We start from the raw sequence: 20,117 nt of genomic DNA on the forward strand, positions 1-20,117 counted from the left end.
CCGTGCTGTCCCTGATCGTCTTCACACCGCTGGTGGCGGCCGTGCTCCTGCTGCCCTGGCGGGGCCTGCCGGCGCGGGCGGTGTCGTGGATCTGGATCGCGGTCACCGGCGTCGAGGTCGCGGCGGTGCTCGCCCTGTGGTGGGCGTACCCGGGGGAGGGGTTCGCGCACGAGGTGGACCGGCCGTGGATCCCGGGCGCCGGGGCCGGCTACCACGTCGGGGTGGACGGGCTGTCCCTGCCGCTGCTCGCCCTCACCACTGTCGTCTTCGCCGCCTGCGCGGTGTACTCGCTGCGTCGCCAGCGCCGGCCACGCCAGTTCGCCGCGCTCTTCCTCGCCCTGCAGACGAGCTGCCTGGGGCTGTTCGTCGCGCTCGACCTGATCCTGTTCTTCGTCTTCTTCGATCTGTCCATCGTGGGCATGTACGCGGTGATCGCCGGTTGGGGGCACGGCCCGCAGGCCCGCCGTTCGGCGCTGACGTTCTTCCTGTACACGTTCCTCGGCTCGCTGGCGCTGCTGCTGGGCTTCATCGGTCTCTCCGTCGCCGCCCGACCGCACACCTTCGACATGGTGGCCCTGACCCGGGACCCGCCGACCCAGGGCGTGGCCGGTGCGCTGGTGCTGCTGGCGGTCCTGCTCGGGCTGGCGATCAAGACGCCGACGTTCCCGTTCCACACCTGGCTGCCTCCGGCGCACACCGACGCCCCGGCCGCCGGTTCGGCCGTGCTGGCCGGGATCCTGCTCAAGATGGGCACGTACGGGTTCGTGCGCATCGCCATGCCGATGCTGCCCGACGCCTGGCGGCGCTACGCCTGGGCGGTCGTCGTGGTCGGCGTGGTGAGCGTGCTCTACGGGGCGCTGGTGGCGCTCGCCCAGACCAACTTCAAGCGGATGGTCGCGTACACCTCGGTCAACCACATGGGGTACGTGGTGCTGGCTGTCGGCGCGGCCGGCCTGGTCGCCGGCTCGGACGCGCAGGCCCGCGCGGTCGCGGTGACCGGCGCGGTCACCCAGATGGTCAGCCACGGGCTCATCACGTCCGCGTTGTTCCTGCTCGCTGGCGTCCTGTACGACCGTGGCGGCACCTACCAGATGGACGCCTACGGCGGGTTGGCCGGTGACACACCCCGGTTCGCCGCGCTGACCGCGGTGGCGGCGTTCGCCAGCCTCGGGCTGCCCGGCTTCTCCGGGTTCATCGCCGAATTCCAGATCTTCGCCGGCAGTCTGGGCTCCGCGCCGGTGGCGGTGGCGTTCGCGCTGCCCGGCGTCCTCATCACCGCGGCCCTGTTCCTGTGGGCGCTGCACCGGATCTTCCTCGGTCCGGCCCGGCACCGCCTGTCCGCGACGGCCGACGTGACCGCCGCCGAGATCGCGGCGGTGCTGCCGCTGCTGGCGCTCGCGCTGCTCCTCGGCGTCTTCCCCCGACTGTTGCTGGACGTGGTGGAACCCGCCGCCCGGGCGGTCACCGACCTGGTGGCCCGGTGAACGAGCGTCCGCTCGCCCTGTTGCCGGAGTTGCTCCTGCTCGTCGGCGCGGTCACCACGCTGCTCACCGGGGCGTTCCTGCCCCGGGGTCGACAGTGGGTGGCCCGGCTGATCGCCGTCGGGGCGCTGCTCGCGGCCGTCCTCGCCGCGCTGCCCGCCGTGGGCGAGCGGTCCACCGTGTACGCGCACAGCTACGCCCTCGATCCGGCGACGACGGCGGCCCGGTTGCTGATCCCGCTGGCCGGGCTGCTGGTGGTCGGGATCGCCGCCGGCCGGGTTGCCGGCAACCGGCGGGAGACCGAGTTCTACGTGCTGACGCTGCTCGCCGTGCTCGGCGCGGTGCTGCTCGCCGGGGCGTCGGACCTGCTGCTGCTGGCCGTGGCGTACCTGCTGTCGTCGGTGCCGCTGGCCGGGCTGGCCGGCTGGGGGCGGGACCGGCGAGGTGCCGAGGCGGCGCTCAAGGTCTACCTGATGGGCGCGCTGGCCGGGGTCGGCCTGCTGGCCGGCGCGGCGCTGCTGATCGCGCTCGGCGGCGGGGCGAGCGACTACGACCGGCTGGCCGCCGGGCTGGCCGGGGCGCCGAGCCCCGCCGTCGCCGTCGGGGTGGTCGGGGTGCTGGCCGGCCTGCTGTTCAAGATCGGCGCGGTGCCCGGCCACTTCTGGGTACCCGACGCGGTGCAGGGCGCCTCGATCCCGGCCGGCGCGCTGCTGACCACCGTGCCGAAGCTCGGTGGCCTGCTGGCGGCGTACCGGCTGTTCGCCGTGGCGGTGCCCGCCGACGTGGTCGACTGGCCGCTGCTGGTCGCGGTGCTCGCGGCGGTCACCATGACGCTTGGCAACTTCGCCGCGTTCGGCCAGGCGGACCCGCGCCGGCTGCTCGCGTACTCCACCGTGGCGCAGGTGGGTTACCTGCTGATGGCCGTCGCGGTCGCCGGCCGCGCGGAGCGCGCTCTGCCGGCCCTGCTGGTCTACCTCGCCGGGTACGCGGTGACGAACCTGGGGGCGTTCGCGGTGCTGGCCGCCGAGCCGCACGACACCCTCGACGACTACCTCGGGCTGGCCCGCCGCCGGCCCTGGCTCGCCGCGGCGCTGGCGATCTGCCTGCTGGGGCTCGTGGGCACACCGCCCACGGCGGTCTTCGCCGGCAAGCTGACGGTGTTCACGGTCGCCTGGGACGGCGGGCTGGCGTGGCTGGTCGTCGTCGCCGCGGTGAACACCGTGGCCAGTCTCTTCTACTACCTGCGCTGGCTGGTGCCCGCGTACACCCCGGTGGGTCGGTGCCCGGCTGCCCGCGACCGTGACCGGCCGCTGGCGGCGGTGAGTGTGGCGGCGGCCGGCGCGGCGCTGTTCGGCGCGGCGGTGACCGTGCCGCTGTACCCGCTGGTGGCGCAGACCCTCCAGCGTTGACCGCCGGGCGGCTCGGTTGACCCCGACCGGAGCGGGTCTTCACCGGTCGGGACGAGTGAGTGTTTCGGCGGCGGCCCGCCGGGTAGCCGGCGGCCTCGGGAAGGTGGTGGGTCGGGTGAATCTCGGCAAGATCGGTGACGTGATGGTGGGCACGGCGGGTGACGTCGCCGGCAGCGTGGTGGACCCGAAGGCGGGCCTCGGGAAACTGCGTTCGGCGATCACGCCGCGCGCGGTGGCCCTGCTCGGTGGCGGACTGCTCCTCGGTTACCTGGTGGCCCGGCCCCGGCGCCGGTCCTGACGCCGGTCAGCCGCAAGCCGGCGGATCTGCAGGGCTGCGGGTGACGGCATCCGGAAACCCGTCGCCCTGGTCGGTTTGTGGGCCGGGTAGGCGGGTAGCCGCCGCCGTGTCCGTCCTGGTCCGTCGTGTCCCGTACGGCGGGTGAGCGCTGCCGTGCGGCGGCGGGAGCGGGAGGAGGACGGGACGAACCCCCGGGACGAGGAGGACGACGTGCAGGAGATCGTGGGCGAGAGCCTGGCCCGACGCCTGGTGGAGTGGGGGGTCGACACCGTGTTCGGCCTGCCCGGCGACGGCATCAACGGCCTGATGGAGGGCTTCCGCCGGCAGCGGGAGAAGTTGCGGTTCGTGCTGGTGCACCACGAGGAGGCGGCGGCGTTCATGGCCACCGGCTACGCCAAGGCCACCGGCCGACTGGGGGTCTGCTGCGCCACCTCCGGCCCCGGAGCGATTCATCTGCTCAACGGGCTCTACGACGCGAAGCTCGATCACGTGCCGGTGTTGGCGCTCACCGGAATGCAGGAGACCTCGGTGCTGGGCTCGCACTACCAGCAGGAGGTGCACACCACCCAGCTGTACCAGGACGTGGCGTCGTACAACCTCATGGTCACCAATCCGCAGCAGATGCCGGCGGTGGTGGACCTGGCGATCCGCGACGCGTTGAGCAAGCGGACGGTGGCGCACCTGACGTTTCCCAACGACGTCCAGGTCGCGGCGGCCGACGAGGACCCGTACCGGCACGTCAGCCCGGGCAAGCCGCCGATGAGCGCGGCGGTGGTGTCGTATCCGCAGCTGCCGGCGGACCCGCGGGAGCTGGCGAAGGCGGCCGAGGTGCTCAGGGCCGGCCGGAAGGTCGCCATGCTGGTGGGTGTCGGTGCGCGTGGCGCTCGCGCGGAGGTCCTCGCGGTGGCCGAGGCACTGGCCAGCCCCATCGTCAAGACGCTGCCGGGCAAGCTGGTGGTGCCCGATGACCACCCGCTGACCACGGGCGGGCTCGGCCTGCTCGGCACCGCGCCGAGCGAGGAGCTGATGGAGGAGTGCGACACCCTGCTGATGGTGGGCACCTCCTTCCCGTACGCGAAGTACCTGCCCGGCCCGGGGCAGGCGAAGGTGGTGCAGATCGACGTCGATCCGAGCCTGATCGGGATGCGCCTGCCGGTCGACGCTCCCATCTGCGCGGACGCGCGCCTGGCGCTGCGGGACCTGCTGCCGATGCTCGACCACGGACCGGACCGCTCGTTCCTGGAGAAGTACCAGCGCAAGATGGGCGACTGGCGCGCGGAGATGACCAGCCTGGTGGACCCGCGGCGGTCGCCGATCGCGCCGCAGTACCTGATGGGCTGCATCGACGAGGCCGCCGCCGCCGATGCCATCCTGACCTGCGACTCCGGCACGATCGCCACCTGGTCGGCCCGGCACTGGACGATTCGTGGCGATCGGGAGTTCTACCTGTCGGGCAACCTGGCGACGATGGCGCCCGGCCTGCCGTACGCGATCGCCATGCAGCACGCCTATCCGGGCCGGCAGGTGATCGCGTTCGTCGGCGACGGCGGCTTCGCGATGCTGATGGCCGAGTTCCTCACCGCGGTCCGGCACGACCTGCCGATCAAGGTGGTGATCAACAACAACAACTCGTACGGGCAGATCCTGTGGGAGCAGATCATCCTCGGCTACCCCGAGTACGCGGTGCGGCACCGCCAGCCGGAGGCGGACTTCTCGACGTGGGCGCGCGGCTGCGGCGCGTTCGGGGTCAAGGTGACCGACGCGAAGGCGCTGCCGGGCGCGATCCGGGAAGCGCTCGCGCACCCGGGCCCGGCGCTGGTGGACTGCGACGTCAACCCCAACGAACCGCCGATGCCCGGAAAGATCAAGTATGACCAGGCCAAGCACTTCACCGAGGCGTTCCTCCGCGGCCAACCGCACAAGGTCGCCACCCTCGCCACCGTCGCCCGCGACAAGTTCAACGAGCTGCGTCCATGAACGACGTATTCCTGCCCGAACCCGTCCTGCGCCCGCCCGAACCGATCGACGACCTCGACCTGAGCGCCCTCGCCGCCGACTTGCGCGACGAGGTCGACGGGGAGGTCCGCTTCGACGCCGGCTCCCGCGCCGCGTACTCCACCGACGCCTCCAACTACCGGCAGGTGCCGCTCGGGGTCGTGGTGCCCCGCACCGTGGAGGCGGCGGTCGCCGCCGTCGCGGTGTGCCGCCGCCACCAGGCGCCGCTGACCTCGCGCGGCGGCGGCACCAGCCTCGCCGGTGAGTGCACCAACACCGCCGTGGTGCTGGACTGGTCGAAGTACTGCCACCGGCTGATCGAGGTCGACGAACAGACGCGGACCTGCCTGGTCGAGCCGGGCATCGTGCTCGACGAACTCAACGCCGAGCTCAAGCCGACCGGGCTGGAGTACGGACCGCGTCCGGCCACCCACAACCACTGCACGCTGGGCGGCATGCTCGGCAACAACTCCTGCGGTGCCACCGCCCAGCGCACCGGCAAGGTGGTCGACAACGTCGTGGAGCTGGAGGTGCTGCTCTACGACGGCACCCGCATGTGGGTGGGGGAGACCACCGACGACGAGTACGACCGGATCCAGCGCGACGGTGGCCGCAAGGCGCACATCTACCGGCAGTTGCGGGCGCTGCGCGACGAGTACCTGGCCGACATCCGCACCCGCTATCCGGACATCCCGCGTCGGGTCTCCGGCTACAACCTGGACAGCCTGCTGCCCGAGAAGACCTTCCACGTCGCCCAGGCCCTGGTCGGCTCCGAAGGGACACTGGTCACCATCCTGCGGGCGCGACTGAAGCTGGTGCCGATCGTCAAGGCACAGGCGATGGTCTTCCTCAGCTACCCGGACATCGCCTCCGCCGGAGACGACGTACCGCGGATCCTGGAACACCAGCCGATCGCGCTCGAAGGCATCGACGACAAGCTGGTCAGCTTCGAGCGGCGCAAGAGCCTGCACCCACACGCCCTGCGGGAGCTACCTCCCGGCGGCGCCTGGCTGATGGTCCAGCTCGGGGGCGAGACGCCGCAGGAGGCGCGGGCGGCGGCCGAGCGTCTCATCGCCTCGGTCCGTCGGGACGGCGGGCCGCGGGCGCACGAGTTCGCCGACCCCGCCGACGAGAAACGGATGTGGGGAGTCCGGGACTCCGCGCTCGGCGCCACCGCGCACGTGCCGGACGCGGACAACACCTGGCCCGGTTGGGAGGACTCCGCCGTCGCTCCGCGGCGGCTCGGCGACTACCTGCGTGACCTGCAGCGACTCTACCGGGAGTACGGCTACGAGCAGGCGTCCCTGTATGGACACTTCGGGCAGGGGTGCGTGCACACCCGCATTCCGTTCCAGCTGCGTACCGCCGACGGGATCAGGGATTTCCGGTCCTTCATCGAGCGCGCCGCCGATCTGGTGGTCTCCTACGGCGGCTCGTTCTCCGGGGAACACGGCGACGGGCAGGCGCGGGGCGAACTGCTGCCCAAGATGTACGGCGATCGGCTGACCAGGGCGTTCGGCCAGTTCAAGGCGATCTTCGACCCGGACGATCGGATGAACCCGGGCAAGGTGGTGCCGCCGTACCGGCTGGACAGCCACCTGCGGCTCGGCGCCGACTACGACCACGGCGCGGTCGAGACCGCCTTCGCCTACCCGGACGACGGCGGCAGCTTCGGCAACGCGGTGCTGCGCTGCGTGGGGGTCGGCAAGTGCCGCCGCCACGAGGGGGGAGTGATGTGCCCCTCCTACATGGTCACCCGCGAGGAGGAGCACTCCACCCGGGGCCGGTCCCGGCTGCTGTTCGAGATGCTCGACGGCACCGCCCGCGGCGGCACGATCGGCGACGGCTGGCGCTCGGAGGCGGTGCGGGACGCCCTCGACCTCTGCCTGGCCTGCAAGGGGTGCAAGGCCGACTGCCCGGTGAACGTGGACATGGCCACCTACAAGGCCGAGTTCCTGCACCACCACTACGCCCGCCGCCTGCGCCCCCGCGCCCACTACTCGATGGGCTGGCTGCCGCTGGTGGCCACCGTCGCCGCCCGGCTGCCACGTACGGTCAACGCGCTGGCTCAGGCCCCCGGGCTGAACCGGCTCGCGAAGGCCGTCGGTGGCATCGACAAGCGCCGTGACATCCCGGCGTTCGCCCCAGAGTCGTTCCAACACTGGTTCGCCCACCGCACCCCCAGCGGCGACGGCTCGCGCGGGGAGGTGCTGCTCTGGCCGGACACGTTCACCAACCACTTCCACCCGGGGGTGGCGCGCGCCGCGGTGGAGGTCCTGGAGACCGCCGGCTGGCGGGTACGAGTGCCGGAACAGTCGGTGTGCTGCGGGCTGACCTGGATCTCCACGGGGCAACTCGGCGTCGCCAAGCGGGTGCTGCGTCGCAGCACCGACGTGCTGCGCCCGCACCTGCGCGCCGGCACGCGGATCGTGGGGTTGGAGCCGAGCTGCACGGCGGTGTTCCGCAGCGACGCCCACGAGCTGTTCCCGGCCGACGACGACGTGACCCGGCTGCGGGAGCAGGCCGTCACCCTCGCCGAGCTGTTGCACGACCACAGCCCGGGTTGGCAGCCGCCGCGGGTCGAGGCACACGCCCTGATCCAGACCCACTGCCACCACCACGCGATTCTCGGCACCGCCGCCGACCAGGCGCTGCTGTCCGCCGCCGGCGTGGACGCGGAGTTCCTGGATTCGGGCTGCTGCGGTCTGGCGGGAAACTTCGGCTTCGAGGAGGGGCACTTCGAGGTATCGGAGGCGTGCGCGGAGCGGGTGCTGCTGCCCGCCGTCCGGGACGCTGCCGAGACCGACGTGATCCTCGCCGACGGCTTCAGCTGCCGCACCCAGGTCGAGCAGAGCGCCTCCGGCGGGCGGTCGGCCATCCACCTGGCCGAACTGCTGCGCGCGGGCCTGCACGACGACACCGTGCCGCGCCGGCCGGAGCGGAACTGGGGTGACCGGCCACACCCGCCATCGGTGCTCGCCCGCTGGACGGCGGCCGGGGTGGTCGGCGTCGCCGCGCTCGCCGGGCTGGGCACGCTGCTGCGGCGGTGGACACGGTGAGCCGCATCCGGCTCACCGCCGAGGCGTACCGGGTGCCCACCGACGCCCCCGAGGGGGACGGCACCCTGGCGTGGACCAGCACCACCCTGGTGCTGGTGCGCGCCGACGCCGACGGAGAGACCGGCATCGGCTGGACGTACGGGCCGGTGGCCGCCGTCGCGGTGGTGGCGGATCTGTTCGCTCCGGTGGTCGCTGACCTCGACCCGGACGACGTACCGGCGATGTGGACGAGCATGCGCCGCAGGCTGCGCAACGCCGGCCGGCCGGGTGTGGCCGGGCTCGCCCTGTCGGCCGCGGACTGCGCGCTGTGGGATCTCAAGGCCCGCCGGCACGGGCTGCCGCTGGCCCGGTTGCTCGGCACCGTCCGCCGGGATGTGCCGGTCTACGGCAGCGGCGGCTTCACCACGTACGACGACGAGCGTCAGCACCGGCAACTCGCCGGCTGGGTCCACGAGCAGGGCATACCCCGAGTGAAGATCAAGATCGGGGAGTCGTGCGGCACGGAGGTGCAGCGGGACCTTGCCCGGATGGCGGCGGCCCGGCGCGCCATCGGCGACGACGCCGAGCTCTTCGTCGACGCCAACGGCGCCTACCAGCGCAAGCAGGCGATCCGGGTGGCACACGCCGCGGCCGAGTTGGACGTCCGCTGGTACGAGGAGCCGGTCAGCTCCGACGACCTCGCCGGCCTGGGGCTGGTCCGCGACCGCGTCCTGGCGGATGTGGCGGCGGGGGAGTACGGCTTCGACCTGACCTACTTCCACCGGATGGCGCCGTTCGTGGACTGCCTACAGATCGACGTCACCCGCTGCGGCGGGATCAGTGAGTTCCTCCGTGCCGCCGCGGTCGCCGCCGCAGCCGGGCTCCAGGTGTCTGGACACTGCGCCCCGCACCAGCACCTGCCGGTCGCCGCCGGCATCGGGAACCTGCGACACCTGGAGTGGTTCCACGATCACGTCCGGATCGAGTCGATGCTCTTCGACGGCACGGAGCCGGCGATTGGCGGCGCGGCGCGGGTACCGCTGGACCGGCCGGGCAACGGTGTGGAGTTCCGCTCGGATCTCGCCCAGCAGTACCGGGTGGCCTGACATGGCTGACGGGATCGGGCGGCTGCCGCTGCGGGGCGCGGAGGTCGGGCTCCGGCTGGCCTGGGGCGGTCTGCTGCTGCTCGCGCCCGGTGGATCCCGTCACCACCACCGCCGTGGTGACGCTCCGGGTGCTCGGTGCCCGGCACGTCGCCCAGACAGTGGTGACCCTCTGGCGGCCCACCCGGGGCGTGCTCGCCGGCGGGGCGGCGGTCGACGCCATCCACTGCGTCGCCGCGCTCGCCCTGGCCGCCGTCGACCGTCGGCAACGGCCCGCCGCCCTGACCGACGTCGCCGTCGCCGCCGCCTGGGCGGTGCTGGGGGCCGTCGTCGCACGAGATCGGGGGACCGATGAGAACGCAGGAACTGCACCAACCGACCGGCCGCGTACTGGTCGTCGTGTGCGATCCGGGCGAGGAGCCGGTGGGCGTCATCGGTGCGGCGCTGCACCGGTACGACCTGCGCGCCGGCCGGGTGACCGCCGTCGGTGGCTTCCAGGAGGCGGAGGTCGGCTGGTTCGACCGGCAGGCGCGCGACTACCGCCGTATCCCGGTGCGGCAGCAGGTGGAGGTGCTGTCCCTGGTGGGTGATGTGGCCGCCCATCAGGACGAGCCCGTGCTGCACGTGCACGCGGTGCTCGGCCGCGAGGACGGCAGCACCGTCGGCGGGCACCTGCTGTCCGCCCGGGTGTGGCCGACGCTCGAGGTGATCGTCAGCGAGGTCGCGCCCGAACTGAGCAAGCGGGTGGATCCGGAGACCGGGCTGGCGCTGGTCGCCGGCCCCGGCCGGTAGCGCTGGTCGCCGGCCCCGGCCGGTAGCGCTGGTCGCCGGCCCCGGCCGGTGGCCAGGAGGCACGAGGCGACGGGAGTCGACATGGCCAAGGGACGTGACGTGCGGGTGGCGGTGGTGACCGGCGCGAGCGCCGGGGTCGGGCGGGCGACGGTTCGTCTGCTCGCCCAGCGGGGCATCGCCGTCGCGCTGTTGGCGCGGGGACGGGTCGGGTTGGACGCCGCCGCCGAGGAGGTCCGCAGCGCGGGCGGCCGACCGCTGCCGATCGAGGTCGACGTGGCCGACTACGAACAGGTGGTGGCCGCCGGTCGACGGATCGAGGCGGAACTGGGGCCGATCGACCTGTGGATCAACGACGCGTTCAGCTCCGTCTTCGCGCCGTTTGAGGAAACCCGCCCGGAAGAGTTCCGGCGGGCCATGGAGGTCACCTACCTGGGGTACGTGCACGGCACCCGTGTCGCCCTCTCCCACATGACCCCCCGCGACCGGGGCACCATCGTGCAGGTGGGCTCGGCGCTGGCGTACCGGGGTATCCCGCTGCAGGCGGCCTACTGCGGGGCGAAGCACGCGATCGTGGGATTCACCGAGTCGTTGCGCTGCGAACTGCTGCACGAACGCAGCGGGGTGCGGGTGACGATGGTGCAGCTTCCGGCGCTGAACACCCCGCAGTTCGACTGGTTGCTGTCCCGGCTGCCTCGGCACGCCGAACCGGTGCCACCGATCTACCGGCCGGAGGTGGCGGCCCGAGCGATCGTCGGCGCCGCGGACCGACCCTACCGGCGGGAGTACTGGGTGGGCACCTCGACGGTGCTGACAATCCTCGGCAACCGGGTCGCGCCGGGGCTGCTCGACCGCTACCTGGCCCGCACGGGGTACCGGTCCCAGCAGACCGGCCGCCCCGCCGACCCGGATCGGCCGAACAACCTGTGGCATCCGCTGGACGGGCCGGGCGGGCGCGACTACGGGGCACGGGGCGGCTTCGCCGGCCGCTCCCACGGGCACAGCCCGCAGGCATGGCTGTCGCGCCACCGTCGCCTCATCGCGGCCGGGTTGGCCGGGACGGCGGCGGGCCTGGTCGCCTGGCGTCGGCACTGAACCCGGCGTCCGGGCGTCGCGGCGCCACCGGTCGCGCTCGACCGGCCGTTTGTCACCGGCAGGGGTCGACCTGGCCCAGCGTGACCGCCGTCTCCAGCATCAGCGCGTGCACGAAGCCCTGCGGCAGGTTGCCGCGCAACTGCCGCTGCCGGACGTCGTACTCCTCCGTGTACAACCCGGGTGGCCCACACGCGGCCCGGTTGCGTTCGAACCACCGGTTGGCGCCCACCGCGTCCCCGGCCTGCCAGGCTGCCAGCGCCGCGATGAACCCACAGAGCAGGAAAGCGCCCTCCGCGTCGCCGAGCGGCCGCCGGTCGGGCCGGAAGCGGTAGAGGTACCCGTCCTCCGTCAGCTCGGCCAGGACGGCCTGCTGGGTGGATGCGGTACGCGGGTCGTCCGGAGCCAGGGCGCCCCGGATGCCGGGCAGCAGCAGTGCGGAGTCGACGCGCGGGTCGTCGTAGGCGCGCTGCCAGCGGCCTCCCGGACCGAGGCCGTGGGCGGAGGCGTCGGCGAGGATTCCGTCCGCCAGCGCGGACCAGCGTCCGACCAGGCCCCCCGAGCCGACACGCGCGGCGGCGCGTAACCCGGCGACACAGGTCAGCTTGGAATGCGTCCACTGCCGTGTGGGCAACTCCCAGATGCCGGAGTCCGGCTCCGACCAGCGCCGCTCGACCACCGCCGCGGCCAGTCGCATCGCGCGGTACGCGTCACTGTCGAGCCGGTCGAGCCGGTGCGCCGCCGCGAGCACCAGTAGGACCTCGCCGAAGGCGTCGAGCTGGAACTGCTCGCGTACCCAGTTGCCGGTACGGACCTTGGCGCCCGGGTAGCCGGGCAGGTCGTCGAGCCGCTGCTGGTGCGGCACCGGTTCGCCGCTCACGGTGTACGCCGGGGCCAAGGCGTCCGCGTCGGCCAGCACCCGCGCGGTCAGGAACGCGACCGCGTCGTCGAGCAGGTCGTACCGGCCGACCAGCGCAGCCGCCTGCCCGGCGAAGGACTGGTCGCGGATCCAGGCGTACCGGTAGTCGTAGTTGCGTCCGGCCAGCGCCCGCTCGGGCAGCGCCGTGGTACAGGCGGCCACCATGCCACCGCCCGGACGGGTCATGCCGCGCAGGACCGCGTACGCGAGGGTGGCGTCGCGGTGCGCAGGCCCGGTCAGCTCCGGCACCACCGAGCTCCAGTGCTGCTCGGTGGTCCGCCACAGTTCCCCTGGTTCCTCACCAGGCTGTTCCAGCGGCGCCGTCGACACCTCGAGCGTCAGGTCGTACGAGCCCCGGGCCGGAACGACCAGCTCGCCGGCGAGGGAGCCGTCGGCGGCGGAGCTCAAGCCCGAACCACCGTGCAACCGCAGGTACAGCGGCCCGGCGCGGGCTGTCCATCTGTCGGCGTGCCGGCTGACCTCGCGCACCGGGCGGCGGCCGAAGTCGCCGCGCGGGTCCAGCACCACACGCACCCGTGCCGGTCGCTCCGCCGCCCGTACCTGCCGCAACAGCACCAGCCGGTGCTCCTGACCCGGTGCGACGAGAGCCTCCCGGCACTCGATGATCCCGTCGGTGGTGACCCACCTGCTGCGCCAGATCAGCGACCCCGGCTCGTAGTGCCCGCCCCAGACGAAGCGGTCCGTCGCCGGCGTCACGAGGAAACGACCCGGACCGCCGAGCAGCGCCGAGAACAGCGGTGGGTCGCACCAGCCGGGCGCGCAGAGCCAGCCGACATCACCATCCGGGCCGATGAGGGCACCTCGATGTCCGTCGGCGAGCAGCGCGTAGTCCCGCAGTACCGCCGGGGAACTCTCCGAGGCTGGCATCGTTGGCCTCCGGTCAGGGGGTCGGGGCGTTGTCCCTGGCACCGCCCCGGTCGCCGGCCGGCGGCGGAGCGGAATTCCCCGGTGTCGGGGCCTTGAAACGGATCAACGGGTACGGCCGGATCAGATCACCGTTTTCCCGCACCTCGACCGGGGTAGCGGTCTGAAGGGGACAGGAGACGGAAGCTCGACGCCAACCCGCTGCACGTCCCGCTCTCCGGTCCGCTCGCGCGGGCCGTCGCCCGCGGCTATCACCTGCTGTCGCTGCCGGCCAACCGAACGCGCACCGTGGCCGACTGGCTGTTCAGCGCGGCGGGCACCCGGCCGGCCGTGCAGCTCGGGCTGGTGCCCGGCGCGGCCGTTCCGCTGGACACCGCCGCCCCCGAACTCCACCTTCACGCAGGCGTTCAGCCTGGTGGGGTTGGTCAACTCGGCGCGGCTGCTGACCGGCGCCACCACCCGCACCTCGGCCAGTGCTGACCGCCAGCGGATCGCCAACCCCTGCTCGGCACCGCGCCTCCGCCGGCGGGATGGGGACAGGTCATCCGCCGGGAGGTGACCCGGCCCGCTGGCCGCATCACCCGTTGTCGATCACGGCCCAGACGGTCTTGCCGTCGCCGAAGGCGAAGAATCCCCAACGCGTGGTGAGGGCGGCGATGATCGGCAGGCCGCGACCACCCTCGGAGACCTGGCTGGCGGCTGTCGGAGCGGCGGCGTGAGGGGCGTCCGCCGCCCGGTCCCGGACGCTGATCCGCAGCGCTTTTTCCATAGCGGTGACGGTGATGTCGATGTCCGTGCGGGCGTGCAGCACGGCGTTGCTGATCAGCTCCGAGGTGACGACCATCGCTCGGTCGACGACGGTCTCCATGCCCCAGGTGCGGCAGTGCCGGGCGACGAGCTTGCGGGCGGCGGCGGGCGACTGCGGGTCGGCCGGCAGGCAGAGGTGGGCACGGCGAGGATCAGATGGTGTACGCCGGGATGGGTGATCGAGGAGCGCCGTGCCGAGGACCGGGTGCCGTCCCAGGGTGGCGCGAAGCAGTCGACCGGTGGGGGTCAGCGGATTTGCCGACAGGGTCAGGCGCGGTCCGCCCTCCTGGCTGGTGGCCCACCGTTCGAGAACCGTGACGAGGGGGGCGACGTCGGACGTCGGGAGGCCGTTGAGGTCCACCTCGAGGGTCAGCGGGGCGTCGAGGCGTCCGTGGAGCAGCACGGTGGAGAGGTGTGACTCGGCCTCAGGGGTGGGGCTACCGGTCACGCTGATGCGGGTGCTGCCGCCGGTGAAGTCGCGAAGAATCGCCCATGTCATTCGTCCCACTGCGCGTTCGTCAGCCGTTCGAAGAGCCGTAGATCGTGCCGGTCGGTCGGGTGGAGGGACGGTGGAGCGTCTCCGCCACCCCGGTGACCCGCAGCACCTCGGAGACGATTCCCCTGGCGTTGCGCAGGATGAGCACGCGCCCCTGATGAGCGGCGAAACGGTGGACGTCCACCAGCTCCTTCACCGCGCCGGAATCGATCAGGGTGGTGGCCTGCAGGTCGACGATGAGCCACTGCGTGCTGGTCGCCGTGAGCGTGCTGTCGACGGCCTCGCGCAGCTGGCCGGAGAAGGCCATGTCCAGTTCTCCGGAGAGGAAGAGGATCCTCGGCGCGGGACCATCACCCGAGATTCGGATGCTGAACACTAGGCCGTCCACCCCCTGACCTGACGCCTGATACCTGCATGGTTGCAGGTATCGTCATCGTGGACAGGATACTCGTCGCGGTGGTTTGCCTGCTCGGAGGGATCCTGCCTACGCCAGCACCGCCTGCGGATCACCGGCGGCGTCCCGGGCGGCCATCGCCTCCTGCCGGCGCGGTTCCTCCCGCAGGATCGCGGCGTGCAGCCAGATGTCCGGGATGGCGAAACCATCCACCAGCGTCCGCAGGTGCGGGCGCAGCTCTTTGAGTAGGCCGTTCACCACGGCGGTGATCGCCTTGGATCGGGTCGGGGTGAGCCGGCCGTGCTCCAGGAACCACCCCTTGTGGGCCTCGATGACGCTTAGCGCGTACAGGTCACAGACCCGGGACGGCAGCTCCCGGACCGCCAGATCGGCGGTGTCGGCGATGCCGGCGACGAACCGCCGAAAAAGGGCTGTGGTAAGAGGCGTGCGACTGCTATTCGCTGGCGGTCGCTCGTCTCCGGCCCGCCTGCATCGGTGAGCCGTCATGCTTTCAGCTGGCGGAATGCTGGAGTCGGCCGGTGCCGGAATATGACAGCTTCATGACAGTTCTCCGTCAGTCCCGTCAAATTCTGGATCCAGCCAGGAATGAGATCCTGACCCGGCCGATGAGATGCCGGCGAGCAGGACAATCGGCGCAGCGCGCACCGAATCCCACCGGTACTGCGAGGTCGGCGGGCGGGTGGGCGGCGTTAGTGGGCGGCGTATTCCGCACCGGTGCGACCGAGATTTCTGTGTGCATTTACACAACCTGCGGCTCCTGCTGGATGTATTGCGATGGCGTCGGTAGGTTTCGCTGCCGGACCCACGTGGCCCGCTGAATGTGATCGATGCTGATATCGACGATGAGACGCGAAGACGGCACCGATGGCGCGGTACGCCAGCCGGTTTCCGTCGAAAGGGGGATCGTGTCCGCACTCACAGTGCAGTCGCTCTACAAAATATTCGGCCGTCGAGCCGACGAGGCGGTACGACGGCTGGCGGACGGCCGGCCCCGGGCCGAGGCCCTGGCCGGGCTGCCGGCCACGGCCGCCGTGATCGACGCGAGCTTCGAGGTACGCCCCGGGGAGATCTTCGTCGTCATGGGCCTCTCCGGTTCCGGGAAGTCGACCCTGATCCGGATGCTCAACGGTCTGCTGCGCCCCACCCGGGGCAGTGTGCGGGTCGACGGGGTCGAGCTGACCACGCTGAAGCCGGCAGCGCTCCGCAAGCTGCGCCGCGAAAAAATCAGCATGGTCTTCCAGCACTTCGCGCTCATGCCACACCGGACGGTGGTGGAGAACGCCGGGTACGCGCTGGAGGTCGCCGGGCTGCCCAGGGCCGACCGCCGTGAGCGGGCCATGGACGCGCTGCGCATGGTGGGTCTGACCGAGTGGGCGGACAACCTGCCGCACGACCTCTCCGGTGGCATGCGGCAGCGCGTCGGGCTGGCCCGCGCGCTCGCGGCCGGCACCGAGATCCTGCTGATGGACGAGGCGTTCTCGGCACTGGACCCGCTGATCCGCCGGGAAATCCAGGACCAACTCCTGGAACTACAGGCCGAGCTGGGCAAGACGATCATCTTCATCACCCACGACCTGAACGAGGCCATGCGGCTGGGCGACCGGATCGCGGTGATGCGGGACGGACGGATAGTCCAGATCGGCACCGCCGAGGAGATCCTCACCGACCCGGCCAACGACTACGTGGCGCAGTTCGTCGCCGACGTCGACCGGACCCGGATCCTCACCGCCGCGTCGGTGATGGAAAAGCCCCAGCAGGTGCTGGACGTCAACGCCGGTCCCAGGGTCGCCGCGAAGGCGCTGCGGGAGAGTCAGACCTCGGTGGTCTACGTGACCGGACCGATGAAGAAGTTCCTCGGCACGGTCACCGAGGACGAGGTGCTGCGCGCCCTCCGCGAGGGCCGCCCTCACCTCGATGGTTACGTATCGACCGAGCGGGTCCGCACGGTCACCGCGGACACGTCGGTGGCCGACCTCTTCGCCGACTGCGCGCAGAGCCAGCACCCGGTGGCCGTCCTCGACGGGCACGACCGGCTGATCGGGGTGATTCCCCGAATCACCCTGCTCAGCGCGCTCGCCGCCGCGACTCCGGACGAGCCGGCGCCGGACCAGGACCAGGCGGAACTGGTCGCGAGGAAGGGAGAGCCGGCGTGAGTCTGACCCGGTCACCGCTGGACAGCTGGCTGCCCCGGGTGCCGCTGGGCGCCTGGACCGAGGCCGCCGTCGACTGGGCCACCGCCACCCTCGGCCCGTTCTTCGACGGCGTCGCCGCCGTGGTCGAGGCGCTGGTGCGACCGCTCGACGACCTGCTCAACGGCGTACCGGCGGTGGTGGTCGTGCTGCTGCTCGCGGGACTCGGCTGGTGGCTGCGCGGATGGAAGTTCGCCCTCGGCACGGCGGTCGGCCTCGGCCTGGTGGCCGGGATGCCGTACTGGGAGGAGACCATGAGCACCCTCGCGCAGGTGCTCGTGGCCAGCACCCTGGCGTTGCTGATGGCGATCCCGTTGGGCGTGCTCGTCGCCGAGAACAAGAGGGCCTCCGCCGTGGCCCGGCCGGTGCTGGACCTGATGCAGACCATGCCGGCGTTCGTCTACCTCATTCCGGCGATCTTCTTCTTCGGTATCGGCACCGTGCCGGGTGTGCTGGCCACCCTGGTCTTCAGCATGCCACCGGGTGTCCGCCTGACCGAGCTGGGTCTGCGCCAGGTCGACAAGGAGATCGTCCAGGCCGCCGAGTCGTTCGGCGCGCCACCGTGGATGGTGCTGCTGCGGACCAAGCTGCCGCTGGCCCTGCCCACGATCATGACCGGAGTCAACCAGGTCATCATGCTGGCCCTGTCCATGGTGGTGATCGCCGGCATGGTGGGCGCCGGCGGTCTCGGCGACGTGATCATGTTCGCGTTGTCCCAGGTCGAGGTGGGCAGCGGCTTCGAAGGTGGGATCGCGGTCGTGATCCTCGCCGTGGTGCTCGACCGCCTCACCGATTCGGCGGGCGACCGCTTCCCGTCCGCGCGGGCGCAGCGCCTCGCGCGAGAGGCCGCCTGACCGGCGCTCTTCGCCGGCACTCTCATCCCGCGTCCGCGGGACCCGTCGGCATACCGAAGCAAGGAAAGGACAATCCTTTTGTTCACGACACTGAAGCGGGCCCTCGCGCTCACCGTCACCGCCACCCTGGCGCTGGGTGGCGCCGCCGCCTGCGGCGAGCAGGACGACACGTCCGACAAGGGCAAGAAGATCACCATCGGCTACATGGCCTGGGACGAGGCCATCGCGGCGTCACACCTGTGGCAGGACATCCTGCAGGACAAGGGCTACCAGGTCGAGCTCAAGAACCTGGAGGCCGGTCTCGTGTACGGCGGGCTCGCCAACGGTGACATCGATCTGTTCCTGGACAGTTGGTTGCCTCAGACGCACGCCTCCTATCTGGAGAAGTACGGCGACAAGCTGGAGAAGCTCGGCGTCTGGTACGACGACGCCAGCCTGAGCATCGCGGTGCCGACGTATGTCGAAGGCGTCGACTCGCTGGCCGACCTGGCCGACAAGGCCGGCACCTTCGACGGGCAGCTGACCGGCATCGAGCCCGGCGCCGGCTTGACCAAGGCCACCCAGGAGAAGGTCATCCCGGAATACGGCCTGGACGGCACGGTGAAGCTGAAGACCTCCTCCACCCCGGCAATGCTGGCCGCGCTGGACGGCGCGATCGCCGACAAGAAGCCGATCGTGGTCACCCTCTGGCATCCGCACTGGGCCTACGCCAAGTACGACCTGAAGGACCTCGCCGACCCCAAGGGCACCCTGGGCCAGGCCGAGCAGATCAACACTCTCGCCCGTACCGGCTTCAGCGCGGACTTCCCCGACGTCACCGCCATGCTGAAGAAGTTCACGATGGACGGTGAGCAGCTCGCGTCCCTTGAGGACCTGATGTTCAACACCCACAAGGGCGACGAGGAGAAGGCCGTCGATGAGTGGTTGAAGGCCAATCCTGACTACCTGAACACCCTCTCCTGAGCATCGGACACCTGATGGGCCCCGCCGGTTCGGCGGGGTCCATCACCGTTTCCGGCGGTGCCGCCGTCGCCCACGCGGTCCCGGCGCCAGCGGCACCGGTTCAGAGGTGACGCTGCCGCCACCGGCTGGCCTCCGCCTCGAGGGCTTCCTGCTCGCCGTCCTCCGACGCGTGCACCCGCAGCCGGACCGCCCGCCCGGTGTGCAGTTCGAGCGCCACCAGCGTCAGCGTGATCACAGTGAGCAGGGCGAGCGCGGCGAGGGCCGGGACCTGGTTCGCGGCCGGGGCCAGGACGATCACCAGGACGGCCGCCGCCACCTTGGGCGGCCGGATCCGCCGGAAGGTGCGCAGTGTGACAGCGATCGACGCGACGAGATAGAGCGCCACTCCGCCGTAGAGGACGTAGATGTCGGCTGGGCCGAGGGTGTCGCGCCCAGCCGGCACGTTGGGAGACGAGATGTTGAGCAGGAGCCGTTTCAGGCCGAGCGAGAAGAGCAGGATGCCGATGACGAGAGGCAGGTGCAAGTAGGTGTAGACATCCCGCACGAGCCTGCTGCGGGAGGCGTCCCGAGTGCCGTGCAGCGCCTGCTCGACGGCGGGTGCCAGCACGTCGAAGTGCGTCCACCAGAGGGTGGCGATTACGGTGATGCCGAGGACGGCGGCCACCACGACCGGCCAGGTGATCGGCAGGCTGGGACCGATGCCTGGCCCCAGGCCCAGCGCCAGCACCGACTCGCCGAGCGCGATCAACAGAATTAGGCCGTGGCGCTCTGCCAGGTGGCCTGCGGATACCAACGTCCACCGGGTCACCGCGATCAGGGCGCCGGCGACGTACTCCACGGTCAGCGCCGCGGACCACAGCGCGATCCGGATCAGCTCGACGCCGGTGCCGTGCGTGAGCCGCTGCGGGACGAACGCCGCCGTCATGATCAGGGTCACGCTGACCAGCACGGGAAGACAGAGCAGCAGCAGCGGTGGTGGGTTCGTCGCGGCGACGCGCCCGGCGATCGGCCAAAAGGCGGTCACCTGCAGCATCCGGACCAGGAGGTAGGAGAACGCGAAGACCGCAGGGCCGAAGAGCCCGCCCGGTGCGTCCGCGAACGCCTGCGGCACCGTCAGGGCGAGCAGAAACACACCGATCATGGTGGCGAACCCGACCACCGGGACGATCCCGAAGTCGGCGCGGACGAGATTGCCGAGAAAGGTGAAGCTCGTCCAGCACCACCACAGCAGGCCCATCATCACCAGGCCACTGAGCAGCGTCAACGCGTTCAGGTGCTTCGCCGCCAGCGTGGTGACGTTCAGGAACGCGAAGACGAAGACCAGGTCGTAGAAGAGTTCCAATCTGGTGGCCCGGGAACCGGGAGCTCCCGGCCGAATCCATCG

The 20,117-nt window shown here is 71.5% G+C and carries 16 protein-coding genes and 1 pseudogene; 11 read left to right on the forward strand and 6 right to left on the reverse strand.

What is annotated here, in order from left to right; translation table 11 throughout:
• Positions 1-2: 2 nt before the first annotated feature.
• The 8 genes from FHG89_RS14445 (at position 3) to FHG89_RS14480 (ending at position 11,208) form a co-directional block, all read left to right on the forward strand.
• A complete protein-coding gene (locus FHG89_RS14445) occupies positions 3-1,484 on the forward strand; it encodes a complex I subunit 4 family protein (protein ID WP_139584896.1) in 1,482 nt (493 codons plus the stop codon).
• Positions 1,481-2,890, forward strand: a complete 1,410-nt coding sequence (locus tag FHG89_RS14450) for an NADH-quinone oxidoreductase subunit N (RefSeq protein WP_139584897.1) — start codon at positions 1,481-1,483, stop codon at positions 2,888-2,890. The genes FHG89_RS14445 and FHG89_RS14450 overlap by 4 nt, the downstream gene beginning before the upstream one ends.
• 115 nt (positions 2,891-3,005) lie before the next feature.
• Positions 3,006-3,188 (forward strand): hypothetical protein, encoded by a 183-nt coding sequence (locus FHG89_RS14455; RefSeq protein WP_139584898.1) that lies wholly within the window; start codon positions 3,006-3,008, stop codon positions 3,186-3,188.
• Between the two features lie 141 nt (positions 3,189-3,329).
• Entirely contained in the window at positions 3,330-5,165 is a 1,836-nt protein-coding gene (locus tag FHG89_RS14460; protein ID WP_244295438.1) for a thiamine pyrophosphate-dependent enzyme, read from the forward strand.
• Positions 5,162-8,242 (forward strand): FAD-binding and (Fe-S)-binding domain-containing protein, encoded by a 3,081-nt coding sequence (locus FHG89_RS14465; RefSeq protein ID WP_139584899.1) that lies wholly within the window; start codon positions 5,162-5,164, stop codon positions 8,240-8,242. Before FHG89_RS14460 ends, FHG89_RS14465 begins: the two co-directional genes overlap by 4 nt.
• Positions 8,239-9,327 (forward strand): enolase C-terminal domain-like protein, encoded by a 1,089-nt coding sequence (locus FHG89_RS14470; RefSeq protein ID WP_139584900.1) that lies wholly within the window; start codon positions 8,239-8,241, stop codon positions 9,325-9,327. Before FHG89_RS14465 ends, FHG89_RS14470 begins: the two co-directional genes overlap by 4 nt.
• A gap of 348 nt (positions 9,328-9,675) precedes the next feature.
• Positions 9,676-10,116 carry a PPC domain-containing DNA-binding protein gene (locus tag FHG89_RS14475; RefSeq protein WP_139584901.1) on the forward strand — a complete coding sequence of 147 codons (441 nt, stop codon included), beginning with the start codon at positions 9,676-9,678 and terminating at the stop codon, positions 10,114-10,116.
• Positions 10,117-10,197: 81 nt separating this feature from the next.
• On the forward strand, positions 10,198-11,208 hold the full coding sequence (locus FHG89_RS14480) for an SDR family oxidoreductase (protein ID WP_139584902.1): 1,011 nt from the start codon (positions 10,198-10,200) through the stop codon (positions 11,206-11,208).
• 52 nt (positions 11,209-11,260) lie between these two features.
• On the opposite strand, the gene FHG89_RS14485 is transcribed toward FHG89_RS14480, so the two are convergent.
• The 5 genes from FHG89_RS14485 to FHG89_RS14505 form a co-directional block, all read right to left on the reverse strand.
• Positions 11,261-13,012: a glycoside hydrolase family 15 protein gene (locus tag FHG89_RS14485; RefSeq protein ID WP_139584903.1), complete on the reverse strand. Its 1,752-nt coding sequence runs from the start codon at positions 13,010-13,012 to the stop codon at positions 11,261-11,263.
• A gap of 248 nt (positions 13,013-13,260) precedes the next feature.
• A complete protein-coding gene (locus FHG89_RS34130) occupies positions 13,261-13,383 on the reverse strand; it encodes a hypothetical protein (protein WP_280116067.1) in 123 nt (40 codons plus the stop codon).
• A gap of 203 nt (positions 13,384-13,586) precedes the next feature.
• Positions 13,587-14,315: an ATP-binding protein gene (locus tag FHG89_RS14495; protein ID WP_139584904.1), complete on the reverse strand. Its 729-nt coding sequence runs from the start codon at positions 14,313-14,315 to the stop codon at positions 13,587-13,589.
• 19 nt (positions 14,316-14,334) lie between these two features.
• Complete coding sequence (locus FHG89_RS14500; RefSeq protein ID WP_341874259.1) at positions 14,335-14,700, reverse strand: STAS domain-containing protein; 366 nt, start codon at positions 14,698-14,700, stop codon at positions 14,335-14,337.
• 96 nt (positions 14,701-14,796) lie between these two features.
• Positions 14,797-15,213 carry an acyl-CoA dehydrogenase gene (locus FHG89_RS14505; RefSeq protein ID WP_280116069.1) on the reverse strand — a complete coding sequence of 139 codons (417 nt, stop codon included), beginning with the start codon at positions 15,211-15,213 and terminating at the stop codon, positions 14,797-14,799.
• A 419-nt stretch (positions 15,214-15,632) separates the two neighbouring features.
• Between FHG89_RS14505 and FHG89_RS14510 the strand changes: the two are divergent.
• The 3 genes and pseudogenes from FHG89_RS14510 to FHG89_RS14520 all read left to right on the forward strand — a co-directional run.
• Positions 15,633-16,802 (forward strand): annotated as a pseudogene (locus FHG89_RS14510) (quaternary amine ABC transporter ATP-binding protein); the annotation flags it as partial.
• Positions 16,803-16,876: 74 nt separating this feature from the next.
• On the forward strand, positions 16,877-17,770 hold the full coding sequence (locus FHG89_RS14515; protein WP_244295440.1) for an ABC transporter permease: 894 nt from the start codon (positions 16,877-16,879) through the stop codon (positions 17,768-17,770).
• A gap of 78 nt (positions 17,771-17,848) precedes the next feature.
• On the forward strand, positions 17,849-18,733 hold the full coding sequence (locus FHG89_RS14520; RefSeq protein ID WP_139584907.1) for a glycine betaine ABC transporter substrate-binding protein: 885 nt from the start codon (positions 17,849-17,851) through the stop codon (positions 18,731-18,733).
• 100 nt (positions 18,734-18,833) lie between these two features.
• On the opposite strand, the gene FHG89_RS14525 is transcribed toward FHG89_RS14520, so the two are convergent.
• Positions 18,834-20,075, reverse strand: a complete 1,242-nt coding sequence (locus FHG89_RS14525) for a low temperature requirement protein A (RefSeq protein ID WP_244295441.1) — start codon at positions 20,073-20,075, stop codon at positions 18,834-18,836.
• Positions 20,076-20,117 lie beyond the last annotated feature (42 nt).

It is taken from the genome of Micromonospora orduensis, assembly GCF_006228125.1.
Lineage (GTDB): Bacteria > Actinomycetota > Actinomycetes > Mycobacteriales > Micromonosporaceae > Micromonospora > Micromonospora orduensis.

Excerpts from the sequence above, each read along its gene's own strand:
- FHG89_RS14465 (WP_139584899.1), top strand. The coding sequence starts at position 5,162 with ATGAACGACGTATTCCTGCCCGAACCCGTCCTGCGCCCGCCCGAACCG.
- FHG89_RS14475 (WP_139584901.1), top strand. The coding sequence starts at position 9,676 with ATGAGAACGCAGGAACTGCACCAACCGACCGGCCGCGTACTGGTCGTC.
- FHG89_RS14480 (WP_139584902.1), top strand. The coding sequence starts at position 10,198 with ATGGCCAAGGGACGTGACGTGCGGGTGGCGGTGGTGACCGGCGCGAGC.
- FHG89_RS14485 (WP_139584903.1), bottom strand. The coding sequence starts at position 13,012 with ATGCCAGCCTCGGAGAGTTCCCCGGCGGTACTGCGGGACTACGCGCTG.
- FHG89_RS14495 (WP_139584904.1), bottom strand. The coding sequence starts at position 14,315 with ATGACATGGGCGATTCTTCGCGACTTCACCGGCGGCAGCACCCGCATC.
- FHG89_RS14505 (WP_280116069.1), bottom strand. The coding sequence starts at position 15,213 with ATGACGGCTCACCGATGCAGGCGGGCCGGAGACGAGCGACCGCCAGCG.